Origin of the sequence: Kitasatospora sp. NPDC086009 (assembly GCF_044540385.1) — a bacterium.
Classification (GTDB): domain Bacteria; phylum Actinomycetota; class Actinomycetes; order Streptomycetales; family Streptomycetaceae; genus Kitasatospora.
Map to the genome: position 1 here is coordinate 269,632 of NZ_JBITSA010000011.1, position 14,470 is coordinate 284,101.

At 75.9% G+C, this 14,470-nt stretch carries 11 protein-coding genes and 1 tRNA gene; 5 read left to right on the forward strand and 7 right to left on the reverse strand.

Features of this window, described 5'->3' with window-relative positions:
- Nucleotides 1–30 precede the first annotated feature (30 nt).
- On the forward strand, nucleotides 31–978 hold the full coding sequence (locus tag ACIF6L_RS24985) for a hypothetical protein (protein ID WP_396491429.1): 948 nt from the start codon (nucleotides 31–33) through the stop codon (nucleotides 976–978).
- 138 nt (nucleotides 979–1,116) lie between these two features.
- Here ACIF6L_RS24985 and ACIF6L_RS24990 read toward each other — a convergent pair whose 3' ends face one another.
- Both ACIF6L_RS24990 and ACIF6L_RS24995 read right to left on the reverse strand, forming a co-directional pair.
- The gene (locus ACIF6L_RS24990; protein WP_396491428.1) at nucleotides 1,117–3,699 is read right to left on the reverse strand and encodes a BTAD domain-containing putative transcriptional regulator; all 2,583 of its coding nucleotides are present in this window, start codon (nucleotides 3,697–3,699) and stop codon (nucleotides 1,117–1,119) included.
- Nucleotides 3,700–3,811: 112 nt separating this feature from the next.
- The gene (locus ACIF6L_RS24995; RefSeq protein ID WP_396491427.1) at nucleotides 3,812–4,750 is read right to left on the reverse strand and encodes an AfsA-related hotdog domain-containing protein; all 939 of its coding nucleotides are present in this window, start codon (nucleotides 4,748–4,750) and stop codon (nucleotides 3,812–3,814) included.
- Between the two features lie 234 nt (nucleotides 4,751–4,984).
- Here ACIF6L_RS24995 and ACIF6L_RS25000 point away from each other — a divergent pair, with 234 nt between their 5' ends.
- Nucleotides 4,985–5,593: a DNA polymerase ligase N-terminal domain-containing protein gene (locus ACIF6L_RS25000; protein WP_396491426.1), complete on the forward strand. Its 609-nt coding sequence runs from the start codon at nucleotides 4,985–4,987 to the stop codon at nucleotides 5,591–5,593.
- A gap of 451 nt (nucleotides 5,594–6,044) precedes the next feature.
- Here the strand turns inward: ACIF6L_RS25000 and ACIF6L_RS25005 are convergent, their stop codons facing one another.
- Nucleotides 6,045–6,932: a Rieske 2Fe-2S domain-containing protein gene (locus tag ACIF6L_RS25005; RefSeq protein WP_396491425.1), complete on the reverse strand. Its 888-nt coding sequence runs from the start codon at nucleotides 6,930–6,932 to the stop codon at nucleotides 6,045–6,047.
- Nucleotides 6,933–7,234: 302 nt separating this feature from the next.
- Between ACIF6L_RS25005 and ACIF6L_RS25010 the strand changes: the two genes are divergently transcribed.
- Both ACIF6L_RS25010 and ACIF6L_RS25015 read left to right on the forward strand, forming a co-directional pair.
- Entirely contained in the window at nucleotides 7,235–7,471 is a 237-nt protein-coding gene (locus tag ACIF6L_RS25010) for a DUF6296 family protein (protein ID WP_329490273.1), read from the forward strand.
- A 572-nt stretch (nucleotides 7,472–8,043) separates the two neighbouring features.
- Nucleotides 8,044–8,616 (forward strand): type 1 glutamine amidotransferase domain-containing protein, encoded by a 573-nt coding sequence (locus tag ACIF6L_RS25015; protein ID WP_359839284.1) that lies wholly within the window; start codon nucleotides 8,044–8,046, stop codon nucleotides 8,614–8,616.
- Nucleotides 8,617–8,703: 87 nt separating this feature from the next.
- On the opposite strand, the gene ACIF6L_RS25020 is transcribed toward ACIF6L_RS25015, so the two are convergent.
- Nucleotides 8,704–9,615 (reverse strand): SigB/SigF/SigG family RNA polymerase sigma factor, encoded by a 912-nt coding sequence (locus ACIF6L_RS25020; RefSeq protein ID WP_396491424.1) that lies wholly within the window; start codon nucleotides 9,613–9,615, stop codon nucleotides 8,704–8,706.
- A 1,160-nt stretch (nucleotides 9,616–10,775) separates the two neighbouring features.
- Between ACIF6L_RS25020 and ACIF6L_RS25025 the strand changes: the two genes are divergently transcribed.
- On the forward strand, nucleotides 10,776–11,417 hold the full coding sequence (locus ACIF6L_RS25025; protein ID WP_396491423.1) for an HAD family acid phosphatase: 642 nt from the start codon (nucleotides 10,776–10,778) through the stop codon (nucleotides 11,415–11,417).
- A gap of 184 nt (nucleotides 11,418–11,601) precedes the next feature.
- On the opposite strand, the gene ACIF6L_RS25030 is transcribed toward ACIF6L_RS25025, so the two are convergent.
- From ACIF6L_RS25030 to ACIF6L_RS25040, 3 genes are all read right to left on the reverse strand, one after another.
- A tRNA-Ile gene (locus tag ACIF6L_RS25030) sits at nucleotides 11,602–11,675 on the reverse strand.
- A 260-nt stretch (nucleotides 11,676–11,935) separates the two neighbouring features.
- Entirely contained in the window at nucleotides 11,936–12,538 is a 603-nt protein-coding gene (locus ACIF6L_RS25035) for an isochorismatase family protein (RefSeq protein WP_396491422.1), read from the reverse strand.
- A gap of 305 nt (nucleotides 12,539–12,843) precedes the next feature.
- Nucleotides 12,844–13,827: a DJ-1/PfpI family protein gene (locus ACIF6L_RS25040; RefSeq protein ID WP_329490278.1), complete on the reverse strand. Its 984-nt coding sequence runs from the start codon at nucleotides 13,825–13,827 to the stop codon at nucleotides 12,844–12,846.
- Nucleotides 13,828–14,470 lie beyond the last annotated feature (643 nt).

Here is a 14,470-nt window from a genome sequence, read left to right on the forward strand (position 1 = left end):
TGCGACGCCGCGCCTACCCACGGAGACACCATGACGACGCACACCGGTCCGCCGGACGCGGCCCTGCCCGAGGTGCTGCGCACCGGCATGCTGGCCCGGGTCGAGAAGCGGCTGCGGGGTCAGCTCCATGCCGAGCACGCTCGCTGCCGGGCCGTCGACCCGCCGGCCGCGGGCATGGTGGAGGCGCTGGCCGACCTGGTCGCCGCCGGTGGCGAGCGGATCCGGCCGACCGTGCTGCTCACCGGCTACCTCGCGGCGGGCGGCGATCCGGCGGGCGGCCCCGCCGTCGACGCGGCGGCGGCCCTCGAACTCCTCGACACCTGCTACCTGATCCGCCGGGACGCCCGGGAGAACGCCCCGCTCCGGCAGGGCGCGCCGACCCTGCACGTCCGGCACGCGGCCGAGCACGAGCGCAACGGCTGGTGCGGTGACGCCCAGGGGTTCGGCGTCGGCATGGCCTCCCTGATCGGGGACCTCGCGACGGCCCTCGCCGACCGGCTCGCCGCGGGCCTGCCGGACGCCGCCCGGCAGGTCTGGCACGACCTGCGGATCGGCCGGCTGGGCGGCAGTTACGTCGATTCCGAGCTGTCCAGCAGCTACCTCGCCGACCCGTGGCCGGCCGGCTGCCTCGCGGGCTGCGCCCGAGGCTGCGGCACCGGCTGGTACGCGCTCCAGCACCCGCTGCTGATGGGCGCCGCGCTGGCGGGCCGCGGCGACCTGGCGGTGGTGTACCAGGACTACGCCCGCCTCCTGCACGCCGCCTGGCGGGTGCGCGGCTTCCTCAGCGGCAGCGGGGACCGCGACTGGTACGGCGACCTGCTGCGGGAGATGCTGCTGGGCGGCGAGGACCCGGACCGCGCCGAGCGCACCATCGGCCACCTCCTCGACCGCACCCGGCGGGTCGTCGCCGCAGCCCCGCTGACCATCGCCTGGCGCACCGAACTCGCCACCCTGGCCACCCGCCTGGCCGCACCCTGACCGGCCCGGCCGGCGTGTGATCTCGCCCGCCCGCCGCCGGGGCACTCGGCCCGGTCCCGACGGTCGGCGCTCCGATGCCCCTCGTACCTCGGACCTCGTACCGGCCGGCCCACCCCGCCGGGGCCGCCCGCCCTTCGGCTACCCCTTCGGCTGCCCCGCCGGCTCGGCCCGGCGGCCGGGGGCGGGCAGGCGCCAGACGCCGGGGCGGACCTCCAGGTGGTCGCCCGGGCCGGGCCGGGCGGTGCGCAGGGCGCGGTGGGCGAAGGACTCCAGCCGGCGGTCGTGGAGGGTGCGGGCGAGGTCGAGGCAGTCGGTGAAGCGGGCGTGTGCCCGGGCGTGGTCACCGGCCGCGAGCGCGTGGAGTCCGAGGGCGCGCAGCACGTCGAACCGGGCCCGCGGGTCGGCCGGTCCGGAGTCGTCGGCGAGCGCGGTGGCGTGGGCGGAGGCGAGCAGGGCGTCGGCGTCGGCGCCGTCCCCGGCGTCCATCCGCAGTTCGGCCAGGCCGACCAGGGCCCGGCTCAGCTCGGCCCGGTGACCGGTCTCCTCGGCGACCCGGCGGGCCAGCCCGTAGTACTCCCCGGCCTCCTCCGGGCGCCGTTGCTGCCAGGCGAGATCGCCGAGCGAGCGGAGCGTCCGGGCCTCGGCCCCGCGGTCGCCGCAGCGCCGGGCCGCGTCCAGGGCGAGCGCGTGCGTCTCGGCCCAGGCGTCCCAGGCGGCGTGCGTCTCCAGGTGGCCGTCCAGCGCCGCCACCAGCCGGACGACGGCGGCCGGCCGCCCCGCCCGGTGGGCCTGCCGGACGGCGCGGACGAGCGCCTCCCGCTCACGGGTGAACCAGCCGGCGGGCTCGTGCGGCTCCTGCCCGGTGGGCCGGGCGTGCGTCAGCGCGGCGGTGACCCGCTCGGCCGCGCGGGCGTGCTCCGCACAGAGCCGCTCGATCGCGTCCCCGGTGTCCTGGGGGTCCTCCTCCTCCGTGAGCCGTTCGACGGCCAGGAGCCGCAGCAGCTCGGGGAGGTGGTGGCCGGTCCGGTCGGCGGCCAGCAGCCGGTCGTCGAGCAGCCCGTCCAGCAGGCGAGCGGTCTCGGCGGGGGAGCGGCCCAGCACCGCAGCGGCCGTCGCGCGGTCGAACCGGCCGGCCGGTAGCAGCCCGAGCAGCCGGAAGGCTTGCCGCAGCTCCGGTTGGGCGTCCCGGTAGGCTCGCAACAGCGGCTCCCGGACGTCGAGTTCGCCGATCCGCAGCTCGCCGAGCCGGTACCGTTCGTCCCGCAGCCGGTCCACCAGGCAGGCGACCTTCCAGTGCGGGCGCGCCGTCAGCTGGGCGGCGGCGACCCGGACGGCCAGCGGCAGTCGCCCGCACAGCTCCAGCAGTTCGCGGACGGCGGCGGGCTCGGCCGCCTCCCGCTCCGGGCCGGCGGCCGCCGCGAACAGCAGCCGCGCCTCCTCGGGGTCGAGGGTGTCCAGCAGCACCGGCCGGATGCCGCCGAGCCCGGCGGGCAGCCGGCGGGCGGTGACGATCGCGCTGCTCCCGCCGGTGGTCGGCAGCAGCGGGCGCAGCTGCGCCTCGGAGTCGGCGTTGTCGAGGACCAGCAGGAGTTGACGACCGGCCAGCTGGGCCTGCCAGGCGGCGCGGAGCTCGCCCGCCCCGGCGCCCTTCGCCGGCCGTACCCCGCGCCGTCGCAGCAGGGTGGACATCGCCTCGGTGGCGCGCAACGGCCGCCCTCGTTCGGGGTGGAGGTCCAGGAAGAGCCGGCCGTCGGGGAAGGACGGGTCACTGCGGCGGGCGGCCTCCAGGGCGAACGCGGTCTTGCCGACCCCCGGCTGCCCGGCGACCGCGACGAACGATCCGGCCGGGGCGTCCCGCAGCAGCTCCTCGACCTGGGCGAGGGCCGTGCCGCGGCCCGCGAAGACCGGGTCGGCGGGCGGCATCGCCCTCTCGTGCCCGGGCCGGACGGCCACGGCGACGGCCCGGGCGCCGCCCGCCGCCGTGCGCAGCAGCCCGGGATCGCCCGCCAGGATCCGCCGGTGCAGGCGTTGCAGCGGCGGCGCGGGTTCGATCGCCAGCTCCGCGACCAGCGTCCGGCGCAGCTCGGCGAAGGCCTCCAGCGCCTCGGCCTGCCGCCCTGCCCGGTACAGGGCCAGGATCAGGTGGCCGTGCAGTTCCTCCCGCAACGGGTGTTCGGCGGCCAGCGACCGTAGCTCGGCGATCAGTTCGTGGTGCCGGCCGAGTTCGAGGTCGGCCCGGATCCGCTGGTCCAGGGCGGCGACGCCGGCCTCGGCGAGCCGGGCGGCGGCCCCTTCGAGCAGCGGCCCGTGCGGGGTGTCGGAGAGCAGCGGGCCGCGCCGGAGCGCGAGGGCCCGGCGCTGGAGGTCGGCGGCGGCGCGGTGGCGGCCGGCGGCGAGTGCCTCCCGGCCGCGCCGGTGCAGCCGCTCGAACTCGGACAGGTCGAGCCGGTCCGGCGGGACGCAGAGCCGGTAGCCCGGGGACTGGGTGCGCAGCAGCTCCCGGCCCCGGTCGGGGTCGGCGGCGTGCAGCAGCTTGCGCAGCTGCGAGACGTAGACGTGCACGGTGGCGGTCGCCGTGCGGGGCGGCTCGTCCCGCCACAGCTCGGCGACCAGGCTGTCGACCGAGACCACCCGGTCGGCGTGGACCAGCAGGGTGCCGAGGACGACCCGCAGCTTGGCCGCCCGCGGTGTGTGCGGGCCCGTGCCGCCCTCGATCTCCATCGGTCCCAGGATCCGGAACCTCACCGGGCCCACCCCTCGTACTCGCTGTGCTCTCGTGCGCCGGGTCCCCGGCGGTGACGACGGTGACGGTGGCCCGTCGGCCGGCGGCGGGTCAGAAGTCCTGCACCACGGTGGTGCGTGCCTCGGCGACGGTCCGCCGGTGCTGGGTCAGCGTCAGGGTGACCGGGACGGCCGGCCGCCCCGCCGTGTCCCGCCCGACCGGCCCGGCGACGGCCGCGCAGTGCACCGGCGGGTCCACCTCGGCGAGGCCGCGGACGCGCACGTCGCAGGAGGCCGGCAGGGTCCGCCCGGGGACCAGCCCGCCGACGCGCCCGGCGACCAGCACCGAGGCCTGCCGCACCGCCTCCAGCAGTGACGGAGCGGGGAGCCGGCCGTCGGCCGGGCGGTCCCGGCGGAGGAGGACCCAGGTGTCGAGCCTGCCGCGGGAGTCCCAGGCGGGCTCGCTCAGCACCACGTCCGCCGCCGAGGCGAGGCCGACCGAACCGGGGTCGGCCCGGGCGCCCGCCGGCCCGGGGGCGGCGCGCACCGCCCACCGGCCGGCCCGCTCGCGGGGCGGCCCGGGCGGGTCGAACGCCAGGCTCGCGGTGCCCGTCGCGCACGGTACGTCGTCGAGCGACACCTCCAGGCGGAGGTCGAGGCCGCGCGGTACCCCGTCGACCGTCGCGGTCGGGGTGGCCCGCAGCTCGGCGGTCAGCCGGGCCGGACCGCGCCCGGCCCGCCAGGCGGCCACCTCGGTCACGTCGAGTCCGAACCGGCGGAACCATCCGGCCCGGTCCGGGGGCCCGCCGAAGTACTGCCGTCCGACGAACTCGGCGGTCTCCCGGACCGCCTCGGCGACCAGCAGCGGATCGTGGAAGTGGCCCGGCCCGTCGTCGGCCCCCGGGACCTCCCCGATCAGCCGAAACCGCTCCTCATCGCGGCTCGGCGCCTCCAGCAGGCAGTGGTCCCAGGACGGCGGACAGTGGACCAGGTGCCGGGCGGCCCCCGGCCCGGGCGCCCCGCGGTCCCGCACGGTGCTCCCGACGGCCATGGCCGCGCCTCCCCGGGTCGTCCGACGGCCGCCCCCTCGACAGCCCTCCCCCCAGCATGGCCCCACCGGGCGGTACGCGGGCACCCCGCCCCCGTGGCAGCAAGTTGCGCGACCGCTACTCCCACCCGGCCCGTGCGGGGCCCGTGCGGGGGCCGGTGGACCGGGAACCGGGCGGGCGCGCGGGTCGGGCGCGGGGGCGTGGGTAGGCGCCGTACGGGGTGGAGGGAGGACGGGATGGGCGGCTCGGACGCGCTGTCGGGCTACCACCGCAAGCGCGACTTCGACAGGACCGCCGAACCCGAGGGCGGCGGCCGCGCCGCACCGGGCGCGCGGCCCGGGTTCGTGGTGCAGGCCCACGACGCCCGCACCCTGCACTTCGACTTCCGCCTGGAGGTCGACGGCGTGCTCAAGTCCTGGGCGGTCCCCAAGGGGCCGTCCGGTGACCCGCACGACAGGCGGCTGGCGATGCCGACCGAGGACCACCCGATGGCGTACCGCGACTTCGAGGGGGTCATCGCCGAGGCCGAGTACGGCGGTGGCACGGTGATCATCTGGGACGAGGGCGGACATGAGAACCGCAGTACGGACCGGCGCGGCCAGGAGCTCCCGGTCGCGGAGGCGCTTGACGCCGGTCACGCGTCGTTCCGGCTGGCCGGCCGCAAGCTGCGCGGGGACTGGGCACTCACCCGGTTCCGCGAGGACGGCGCCGGCGAGCGCGCGGCCTGGCTGCTGGCGCGGCACGGCCACGGTGGTGGCCGGCCCGCCCCCGACCCCCGGCGGGCCCGCTCGGTGCGTAGCGGACGGACGCTGCGGCAGGTCGCCGAAGAGGCGGCCGGGGCCTGACCACGACCCGCCTCCAGGAGCGCCTCGGCGCAGGGGCTCCCCGGCGGCGGCCGCCGCCGGGGAGCGCTCGCCGATCCCGGGCCCGCATGACGAGACCTGTCAGAAGACGGGTTCCGGTGCCGGGCCCGGGCCCGGGAGGGGGCCGGGGCGGGGGTGCGGATCCGGTCCCGGGGCGGGTGTCGGCTGCGGGTCCGGACCCGGCCGGGGCGGTGCGGGCGGTACCGGGTCCGGCCCGCCCGGGCCGGGGACCGGACCGGGCAGGGGACCGGGCTGCGGGCCGGGGCCGGGGCCCGGGGCCGGTGTGGGACTGGGCGGTACGGGGTCGTTCGGGGGTGTCCCCATAGGGCTGCTCCTGGGCTCGATTCGATCGTTCGGCATCGTCTTCTCGGCACCGCCTACCCGGGCTGCGCCCGGGGACACGGGGCCGAACGGGGTTCGGCGGGCCCGGACGTCAGCCGGCCCCCGGCAGCCGTACCTCCAGGTGGCCCGAGAGCACCCTGGTCTCCAGGACCGGCTGGGGCGCGGTGGCCGGGCCGCGCACCACCTCGCCGTCCCGCAACCGGAACTCGCTGCCGTGCCAGGGGCAGCGCAGGCAGCCGTCCACCACCGTCCCGGCGGACAGCGGCCCGGACAGGTGCGCGCAGCGCTCGGCGAGCACGTGGTAGCGCTCGCCCTCGTGGACCACGACCACCGTCAGTTCGCCCGCCGTCCGGCGGACGGGCTCGCCGTCGGGGAAGTCGTCGACCGGACCGAGGCCGACCCAGTCGGGCGGCGCCAGCCGGGGCACCGCGGCGGACCGGTCGGGCCCGGCGGCCAGCCGGTAGGAGAGGTGCCCGCCGAGCGCCCCACCGACCGAGACGGCGGTCAGCCCGGCCAGGCCGAGCATCCGGCCGCGGGCGCGGTGCCCCCGGCAACGGGCCAGCAGCGATCCGGCGTACAGCAGCACACCGGTGGTGTTGGACAGCGCGTGCACCAGGCCGGTGCGCCGGCGCGGCGGGTCGAGTCGCGCCCAGTCCACCCAGCCGGCGAGCGCGGCCGGCCCGGCGGCCAGCAGCCCGGCCGCCACCAGGGTGGCGGCCGCCCGGCGGCCGCCCGGGGTGAAGTCCAGCAGACCCGCGGACATCCAGCAGCCGATCGGGAGCTGGACCAGCACGGGGTGGAGCGGGTGGCCGAGCCACACCCCGTGCAGGGCGTCGCGGGACGGCCCGAGCGGGACGGACTCCACGGCGTCGGCGAGCGAGGAGGCCGGGGCGTCGAGGAACTCCCAGTGCGCCGGGGCGTCCAGCGCCCGGCGCAGTCGGCGGGACCACGGGTGCAGGTGCAGAGCTGAGGCATCCATACCGGGCGGCTTGCCGGGCACCGCTCCGCCAAACCCGAATCCGGCCGCCGGTGAGACGACACGCGGTCGAGTCCACACCGCCGGGTGTACCGCCGTCGGCGGCGTTTGGGCGGGCCGCTACGGGGGACCCGCCCGGGTACCGGAGGAGTTCCGGAAGGCCCGGAGGTCCGGACGGCGGTCCCGACCGGATCGCCGGCCCGTCGGCGTCGGCCGTGGTGCCGGGTGATCGTGCCCGCGCCCGACCGGGTGCCGCGGGTACGGGTACGGGCCGGTCAGCCGGGGGTGGGGAGCAGGAGCCCGCCATGCGAAGCCTCGAACGCCGTTACGCGGTGACACTGCCCGGCCCGGTCGGCGGCCACGCCCCGCCCACCACCGTCGTCGTCCACGCGACCGACGCGACGGGCCCCGACGGCGAACCGGTCTGGGAGAGCGCGGACGGGAGCCTGCGGGTGGAGATCACCGGCGGCGTGGCCACCGTCCTCACGGCGCCCGCCGGCAGCGGCCGGCACCCCTGCCTCCAGGCGTACGCGCTGCCGTGATCGACGGTGCGGCGGCAAACGGTGCCGTGACCGACGGCGCCGGGAGCCCGACACCGTCGGTCGACGCGGGCCTCCGGCCGGTGCCGGGGCCGCCCTCAGGGTGCGGCGCTGTCGGCGGCCGGAGGCCCCGGCCGGTCCTCGCCGCGCCCCGCCGCCGGTGCGTCGGCGGACGACGGGGCGGCGCCCGGTGGGCCTGTGCCGTCGGTCGGGCGCCCTCGCAGGCCACCCGCACCACCCGTACCATCCGCACCGTCCCGCCCGTCCCGCTCCCGCCCGTCCTGCTCCCGCCCGGACCGGTTCTGCACCGCCAGGGCCCAGGACCGTCGTCTGATGCTCACCGCTGCCTCCCGGTGGTCCGGAGCGGGCGTCACCCGCCCGCCGATGCCGCGCGGCTACCCGAACCGGACGCCACCAATCCGGCATGCCGGGCGCGAAGCCGGGTACCCGCCGGCTCCCGGGGCGCGGAGGGGTGCCGGCGTCCACGTCCCCGCCCACCGGCTACGCCCGCCCACCGAACGGCCGAGCCCCGAGGAACGTCTCCGCCCACCCAATCCCGACCTTCAGGAGGAACGATGACCAGCGACACCAAGGTCCTCGCGATCGTGACGAACTACGGGGTCGAACAGGACGAGCTCCTCGTCCCCGCCCAGCACCTGCGCGACGACGGCGTGCGGGTCGACATCGCCGCCCCCACCGCGGACGACATCCGCACGCTCGTCGGGGACGAGGAGCCGGGGGAGCGGGTGCGCCCGACCCACACCCTCGACGAGGTCGACCCCGCCGACTACGACCTGCTGCTCATCCCCGGCGGGACCATCAACGCGGACACCCTCCGACTCCACCGGAAGGCGGTCGACGCGGTGCTCGCCTTCACCACCTCCGGCCGCCCGGTCGCCGCCATCTGCCACGGGCCCTGGTTGCTCGCCGAGGCCGGGGTGGCGTTCGGCAAGCGGCTCACCTCGTACCCGTCGCTGCGCACCGACCTCGCCAACGCCGGCGCGACCTGGCTCGACGAACCGCTGGTCACGGACGATGCCAACGGCTGGCGACTGGTGACCTCCCGCAATCCCGGTGACCTCGACCACTTCCTGCGGGGCATCGACGTCGCCCTGCGGGTGACGGCCGGGGCCGCCGGTCCGTCCTGACCGCGGCCCGTTCCGACCGGGCGCGTCGAGGCGGCCCGCCCCACACGAGGGGCGGGCCGCCTCGACGCCTGGCGGCGCCGGTCCGGATCAGGCCGGGTGGGGCTCGTGCGGGAGGTCGTCCCAGCCGGGGGCGTCCTGGTCGTCGAGCTGCTCGCGCAGCCGGGCCAGGGTGGTGGTGAGCAGACGGGAGACGTGCATCTGGGAGACGCCGATGCGTTCGGCGATCTCGGACTGGGTGCAGCCGTCCCAGAACCGGAGCTTCAGGACGGTCTGTTCACGGGTGGGCAGCTGGGCCAGCAGCGGCCGGACGGCGGTGCGGAAGTCGGCGAGTTCGATGCCGGGGTCGCAGCTGCCGATACGGTCCAGGATGGCGCTGCCGGTCTCGTCGGTGTCCTGGTCGCGCGGGGCGTCGAGGGAGTCCGGCCGGTACACGCGGCCGGCGACGAGCCCCTCGGTGGCCTGGTCCACGGTGAGGTGGAGGTCCTCGGCGATCTCCTCGGGCTGGGGGAGGCGGCCGAGCCGTTGTTCGAGGCGGTCGGAGCCGCGGGCGACGGTGAGGTAGAGCTCCTGCATGCTGCGCGGTACGCGCACGGGCCAGGAGGTGTCGCGGAAGAAGCGCTTGATCTCGCCCGCGATGGTGGGGATCGCGTAGGTGACGAACTCGACGCCGCGGCCGGGATCGTAGCCGTCGACGGCCTTGATCAGGCCGATGGTGCCGACCTGCAGGATGTCGTCCATGTCCTCGGCGCGGTGCCGGAAGCGGGCGGCGATGAAGCGCACCAGCGGCATGTTCAGCTCGATGACGGTGCCGCGCACGTAGCTGTAGGCGTGCGACTCCCGGGGCAGCGCGATCAGGCGGTCGAAGAGCGCGTCGCTCAGTTCGCGAGCCTCGGTCTTGCCCATCGAGCGCAACTCGGCCTCGGTCGGCCGGGGTGGCAAGTCGGCCGGCAGGCCGGGGGGCACGGGGGCTCGGGGAACGTTCTCCAGGGTGGTGGACACGTGTATCTCCAGGGCATCGGGTGAACGCCCGGCGGCGGCGCGTGACGTGCGCCGACCCCGGGTCTCTTTCCCTCCGGAACCGGTGGCCGGATTGGGCCGGAGGTCCCGGTGGCACCCGGCAGGGTGCGGAGCGGCGTAGGCCGGGCGAACGCCGCACGGGTGTTCTACCCGACATACGACACCTGATTCACGTTTTGCGCGATTTATATCGTTCTATCCGATTCACCCCTTCGGGGGCCCGGTGGCCCGCACGGCCGAGACCGTCCGCCCCCGGCCGCCTACGGGCCCGAGATCGGCCGCCCGCGGGCCCGCCTCCGGCCGCCTACCGGCCCGAGACCCGCCGTCTATCGGGCCGAGACTCGCCGCCCCCGATCGGAGGCGGCCCGGAGAAGTACGGTCGCGAGCGCCCCGTCCAGCGCGGCCCTCCGGCGCGTCCTCGGCCACCTCGCCGCCGACTCCTTCGACGAGCGCTTCGAGTACGGCCTCACCGCGATCCTCGGCGGGGCTCCGGGTCGGCGGTGACGGTCGCGCCGACGGGTCGGCCGAGGCCGGCGACGGCGCCCCGGCGCCCGGTGGTGAGGGCCCCGTAGGGTCCGGCGGTGACGGCCCCGGCGTCCGGTGGTGACGGCCCCGCAGCGTCCGGTGGCGGCGCGTCGTACGAGGCCGGATCGTGCGGCGTGCCGTCGGGGTCCGGGGCCCCGCCGATTGATGTTCGCCCGCCCGCCGGTTCTTTGTTACCCGCGGGTATTGGCTCGCCCCGTCGGCTGGTGTACGTTCTCGCCCGGGCGGAATGACTGCCCCGGGTTCAGGGACCTTCCGGTGGACCGCGCCTGACGCCCCCTCACGGGACGCCGGGCCCGGCCGCGGGGCGGACCCGGCTGCACTGACCCGGTCGGCGGCGACTTCGGCCCCCTCCCGCCCGGCTCCCGCCGGACGGAAGGCGCTCGGCCCCCCGGTGGCGACTCCTGCCGACAGCCGGCCGTTCGGCATGCCCTCGACGCTCCGTCGACCGGTGCCCGCGGCGGCCCCGTCGAGCGAGGACCTCGTCCGAGGGAGGCCCGCTCCGCCCGGCCACAACGTCGTCGCGACTCGCGCCACCGACCGACCCCCACCGCCGCGCCGACCGACGACCCCCGCAGACGAAAGGCCACCTCCCCGATATGAGCATCAAGGCACGGCTCGTTGCCGGAGCGGCCCTCACGGCCGCGATCACCGCCGGTCTCGCCACCCCGGCGGTCGCGGCCCCGAAGGCCCCGGCGGCCCCGGTTGCTCCGGTCAAGGCCCCGGCCGTCGCCGCCGCCGCGAGCAGCGGTGCGGTGACCGAGGCGCAGTGGCTGGCCGACGTCGGCGCCGCGATCGCGCCCGCCCGCGCGTACGTCGAGCAGCGCACGGCCTCGCCCACCGGCGAGAAGCCCGCGATCGTGTTCGACATCGACAACACCACGCTCGCCACGCACTTCCACCCGTTCGCGATGTCGGGCATCGCGCCGGTCGTGGAGCTGGCGCAGTACGCCCACAGCCGGGGGGTCGCGATCATCTTCGTCACCGCGCGGGTGGACTTCATCGACCCGATCACCCGGCACAGCCTGGCCGCGGCCGGCTACACCGTGGACGAGCTGCACGGGCGCGACCTGTGCGACCTGTTCAAGCCGGTCCAGCAGTACAAGACGGACGAGCGGGTCGAGGTCGAGAACGAGGGCTACACGATCATCGCCAGCGTCGGCAACAACTGGACCGACCTGGACGGCGGCCACGCCGAGCGCACCTTCAAGCTGCCGGACTACAACGGCCTGCTCTCCTGACCCACCCCGCCGGGCGGTCGCCCCACGCCGTCCGGCGGACCGGCACCGCCCGGGGCGGGTGGGCACGCCGAGCCCCGGGCGGGACGCGGACGCGGTGCCCGGGGCGGGAGGCCGCGCCTGGGGAGAGGCAGCGCGACGGGCAAAGAAGAACCCCCGGACGACAGACGTCCGGGGGTTCCAGCGGTGGGCCTAACAGGACTTGAACCTGTGGCCTCTTCCTTATCAGGGAAGCGCTCTAACCGTCTGAGCTATAGGCCCGCGCTGATGTTGCCCGCCAACATTAGCAGAGCTCGGACCGAGCCCCGACCGGGTTAACCCCGGCTCCGGCCGGCCCCCGGATGCGCCCGGCGCCCGGCCGACTCCGCCGTGGGCCGTCGCGGCAGCACGGTGGTGGCCGGGCCGACGCCGCGCAGCTGTGTGGGCCCGGGGCGGCCCCGGTCCCTGTCCCGACCCCCGAGCGGAACAGGGGCGCTGCCGACCGTCGGCCCGGCGGGTCTCGGGGCGGCAGCGCCGACGTGTCAGCCGGCGAGCTGGTCGACGGTGGGGACCACGATGCCGAAGAGGTCGGTGATCGTGGTCAGGCTCGCCGCCTGCAGTCCGGCGGCGGGCACGAGGCCGCCCTCGGGCGCGGCCAGTGAGCGGGTGGCGGTCGCCTCGGCGACGACGGTGGGCCGGTAGCCGAGGTTGAACGCCCCCTGGGCGGTGAAGGTGACGCACATATGGGTCATGAAGCCGGCCAGCACCAGGTCGAGTCCGGAGCCCAGGTCGCGCAGTGTCTTCTCCAGCTCCGTCTGGTGGAAGGCGTTGGGGAACTGCTTGACGACGACCGGCTCGCCGTCGATCGGTGCCACCTCGGGGCTGATCGCACCGATCTCGGCGCGGATGTCATAAGGGGTACCCTCGCCGCCGTCGTTGACGATGTGGACGACCGGCGTGCCGGCCGCGCGGGCGGCGGCGAGCAGGCGGGCCCCGGCGGCCAGGGCGGGCTCGACGCCGTCGAGCGCCATCACGCCACCGCGGTAGGTGTTCTGGAAGTCGATCATGATCAGGGTGCTCTCGCCGAGGCGCGGCGGCGTGTTGTCGAGGCCGATGACGTCACGCAGGGTGGTGGAGGCAGACATGGCTGGAGGTGTCCTTTCGGGCGGATGACGGATCGATCGGAAGCCGGACCGGAAGGTGCGACGCCGGACCGGAAGGTGCGACGCCGGACCGGAACAGGGCGGACGTGAGAAGGGGTGGACAAGGGCGGATTCGGGCGGCCCGTATCCGTGCCGGTGCCGGGAATCAGGCATGGCGGAGCCTCGGTCGCGACGACTCGCGTGCCGCGGCGGCCGGGTGAGGGAGCGGTCAGGGCGTCCGGTGATCCCGACGCAGGGGCGACGAGACCGGTGCGACCAGGACGTGGTGCGATCAGGACGTCGTGCGATCAGGACGTGGTGCGGAAACGGCGACGGTAGGAGGCCGGGGTGGTGCTGATCTGCTTGCGGAAGGCGCGGTGCAGCGTTTCCACCGAGCCCATCCCGATGCCCGCCGCGATCTGCTCCAGCGGTTGGTCAGTGGTCTCCAGCAGGCGGCGGGCCGCCTCGACCCGGGCCGCCTCCACGTAGGCGGCCGGGCTGGTGCCGGTCTCCTGGCGGAAGACCCGGGCGAAATGGCGCTCGCTCAGGCACATCCGCGCGGCCAGGACGGGGGCCGACAGGTCCTCGTCGAGATGCTCGGTGATGAAGACGCGCAACTCGTCGATGTCCCTGCGGGCCGGGGCGGGCCGGCTCAGCGGCACGCTGAACTGGCTCTGGCCGCCCTGCCGCCGCAGATACATCACCAGCTGCCGGGCCACGGCCAGGGCCAGGTCCTCGCCGTGGTCCTCGGCGACCAGCGCGAGCGCCAGATCCATGCAGGTGCTGATGCCCGCGCCGGTCCACACCCGGCCCGAGCGGACGAAGATCGGGTCGGCGTCGACCCTGACCTTCGGGTGGTCGGCGGCGAGCTGGGCCGCGGTCGACCAGTGGGTGGTCGCCCGCCGCCCGTCCAACAGCCCGGCGGCCGCCAGCAGATGCGCTCCCACGCACACCGAGGCGATCCGCCGTGCGTGCGGTGCCGTCTCCCTCACCCACTCCACGACGGCCTCGTCGACCCGGGCCACTGGACCGTCGGGGCGCAGCTCCACCGCGCCGGGCACCAGCAGCGTGTCCACTGCGGCGCCCACCTCGGAGAAGGAGAGGTCCGCGACCAGGCGGACCCCGGCCGAGGTGACGACCGGCCCGCTGTCGGGGCCGGCCAGCCGGATCTCGTAGCCCGCCCGGCCGCCGGTCTCCCGGTTGGCCAGGGCGAAGACCTCGGCCGGACCGGTGACGTCGAGCAGGTCGACATCGGGGAAGACCGCGATGACGACACGGTGTGGAGTGGGCATGCATCCATCGTCAAGGCAGCACCCGGGCGACTGCAATGACGGCGATCTGTCACATCCGGCCATCGCCGTCCGGGCCGCCGACGTCATTCCGGGGGCTCTCCAGGGCTCTCCGGGGCTCTGGCAGGCTCTGGCGGGTGGACCGCCGAGCCCCCGCTCTGGGCCGGCCGGGGAGGTTTGCCTCTGCCGCCGGGGGCGGGTAGTGTTTCCTAGTCGCTCGGCTGGGAGCACCGGACACGCAATCGCGCGGACGGTCCCGGGGCGGCCAATCCTCTTGTTCACACCTCTCTTCCCGGCTGGGTCGCGTTTCGGTGCGCCTCCGCTCGAATTGTTGTGCGTGTCTAAGTCGGTTGCGGCCGGATTCGCTTTGTGAAGCGCGGTTCGGCTAGAGTTCAGCAGGTCGGAGAGGCCCCCGGGTCGATAATCCGACAACCTCTGGAAAGCCGGAAGCGCGGAAAGACGAAGCAGAGCGATCTGCTAGAGTCGGAAACGCCGAAAGGCCGAAAGAAAGCAAATCGGATGAACGAAGCGCCGGTAAACGGAGCGGAAAGCATCTGGTAAGCTGGAAACACGAAAGAACGAAGCGCCCGGAGGGCCCGCTGGAAGGCGGTCCGAAGGAAGTGTCCGTTCCTTGAGAACTCAACAG

Coding starts and splice junctions, on each gene's coding strand:
- ACIF6L_RS24985 (WP_396491429.1), top strand. CDS start 31: ATGACGACGCACACCGGTCCGCCGGACGCGGCCCTGCCCGAGGTGCTG.
- ACIF6L_RS24990 (WP_396491428.1), bottom strand. CDS start 3,699: ATGGAGATCGAGGGCGGCACGGGCCCGCACACACCGCGGGCGGCCAAG.
- ACIF6L_RS24995 (WP_396491427.1), bottom strand. CDS start 4,750: ATGGCCGTCGGGAGCACCGTGCGGGACCGCGGGGCGCCCGGGCCGGGG.
- ACIF6L_RS25000 (WP_396491426.1), top strand. CDS start 4,985: ATGGGCGGCTCGGACGCGCTGTCGGGCTACCACCGCAAGCGCGACTTC.
- ACIF6L_RS25005 (WP_396491425.1), bottom strand. CDS start 6,932: ATGGATGCCTCAGCTCTGCACCTGCACCCGTGGTCCCGCCGACTGCGC.
- ACIF6L_RS25010 (WP_329490273.1), top strand. CDS start 7,235: ATGCGAAGCCTCGAACGCCGTTACGCGGTGACACTGCCCGGCCCGGTC.
- ACIF6L_RS25015 (WP_359839284.1), top strand. CDS start 8,044: ATGACCAGCGACACCAAGGTCCTCGCGATCGTGACGAACTACGGGGTC.
- ACIF6L_RS25025 (WP_396491423.1), top strand. CDS start 10,776: ATGAGCATCAAGGCACGGCTCGTTGCCGGAGCGGCCCTCACGGCCGCG.
- ACIF6L_RS25035 (WP_396491422.1), bottom strand. CDS start 12,538: ATGTCTGCCTCCACCACCCTGCGTGACGTCATCGGCCTCGACAACACG.
- ACIF6L_RS25040 (WP_329490278.1), bottom strand. CDS start 13,827: ATGCCCACTCCACACCGTGTCGTCATCGCGGTCTTCCCCGATGTCGAC.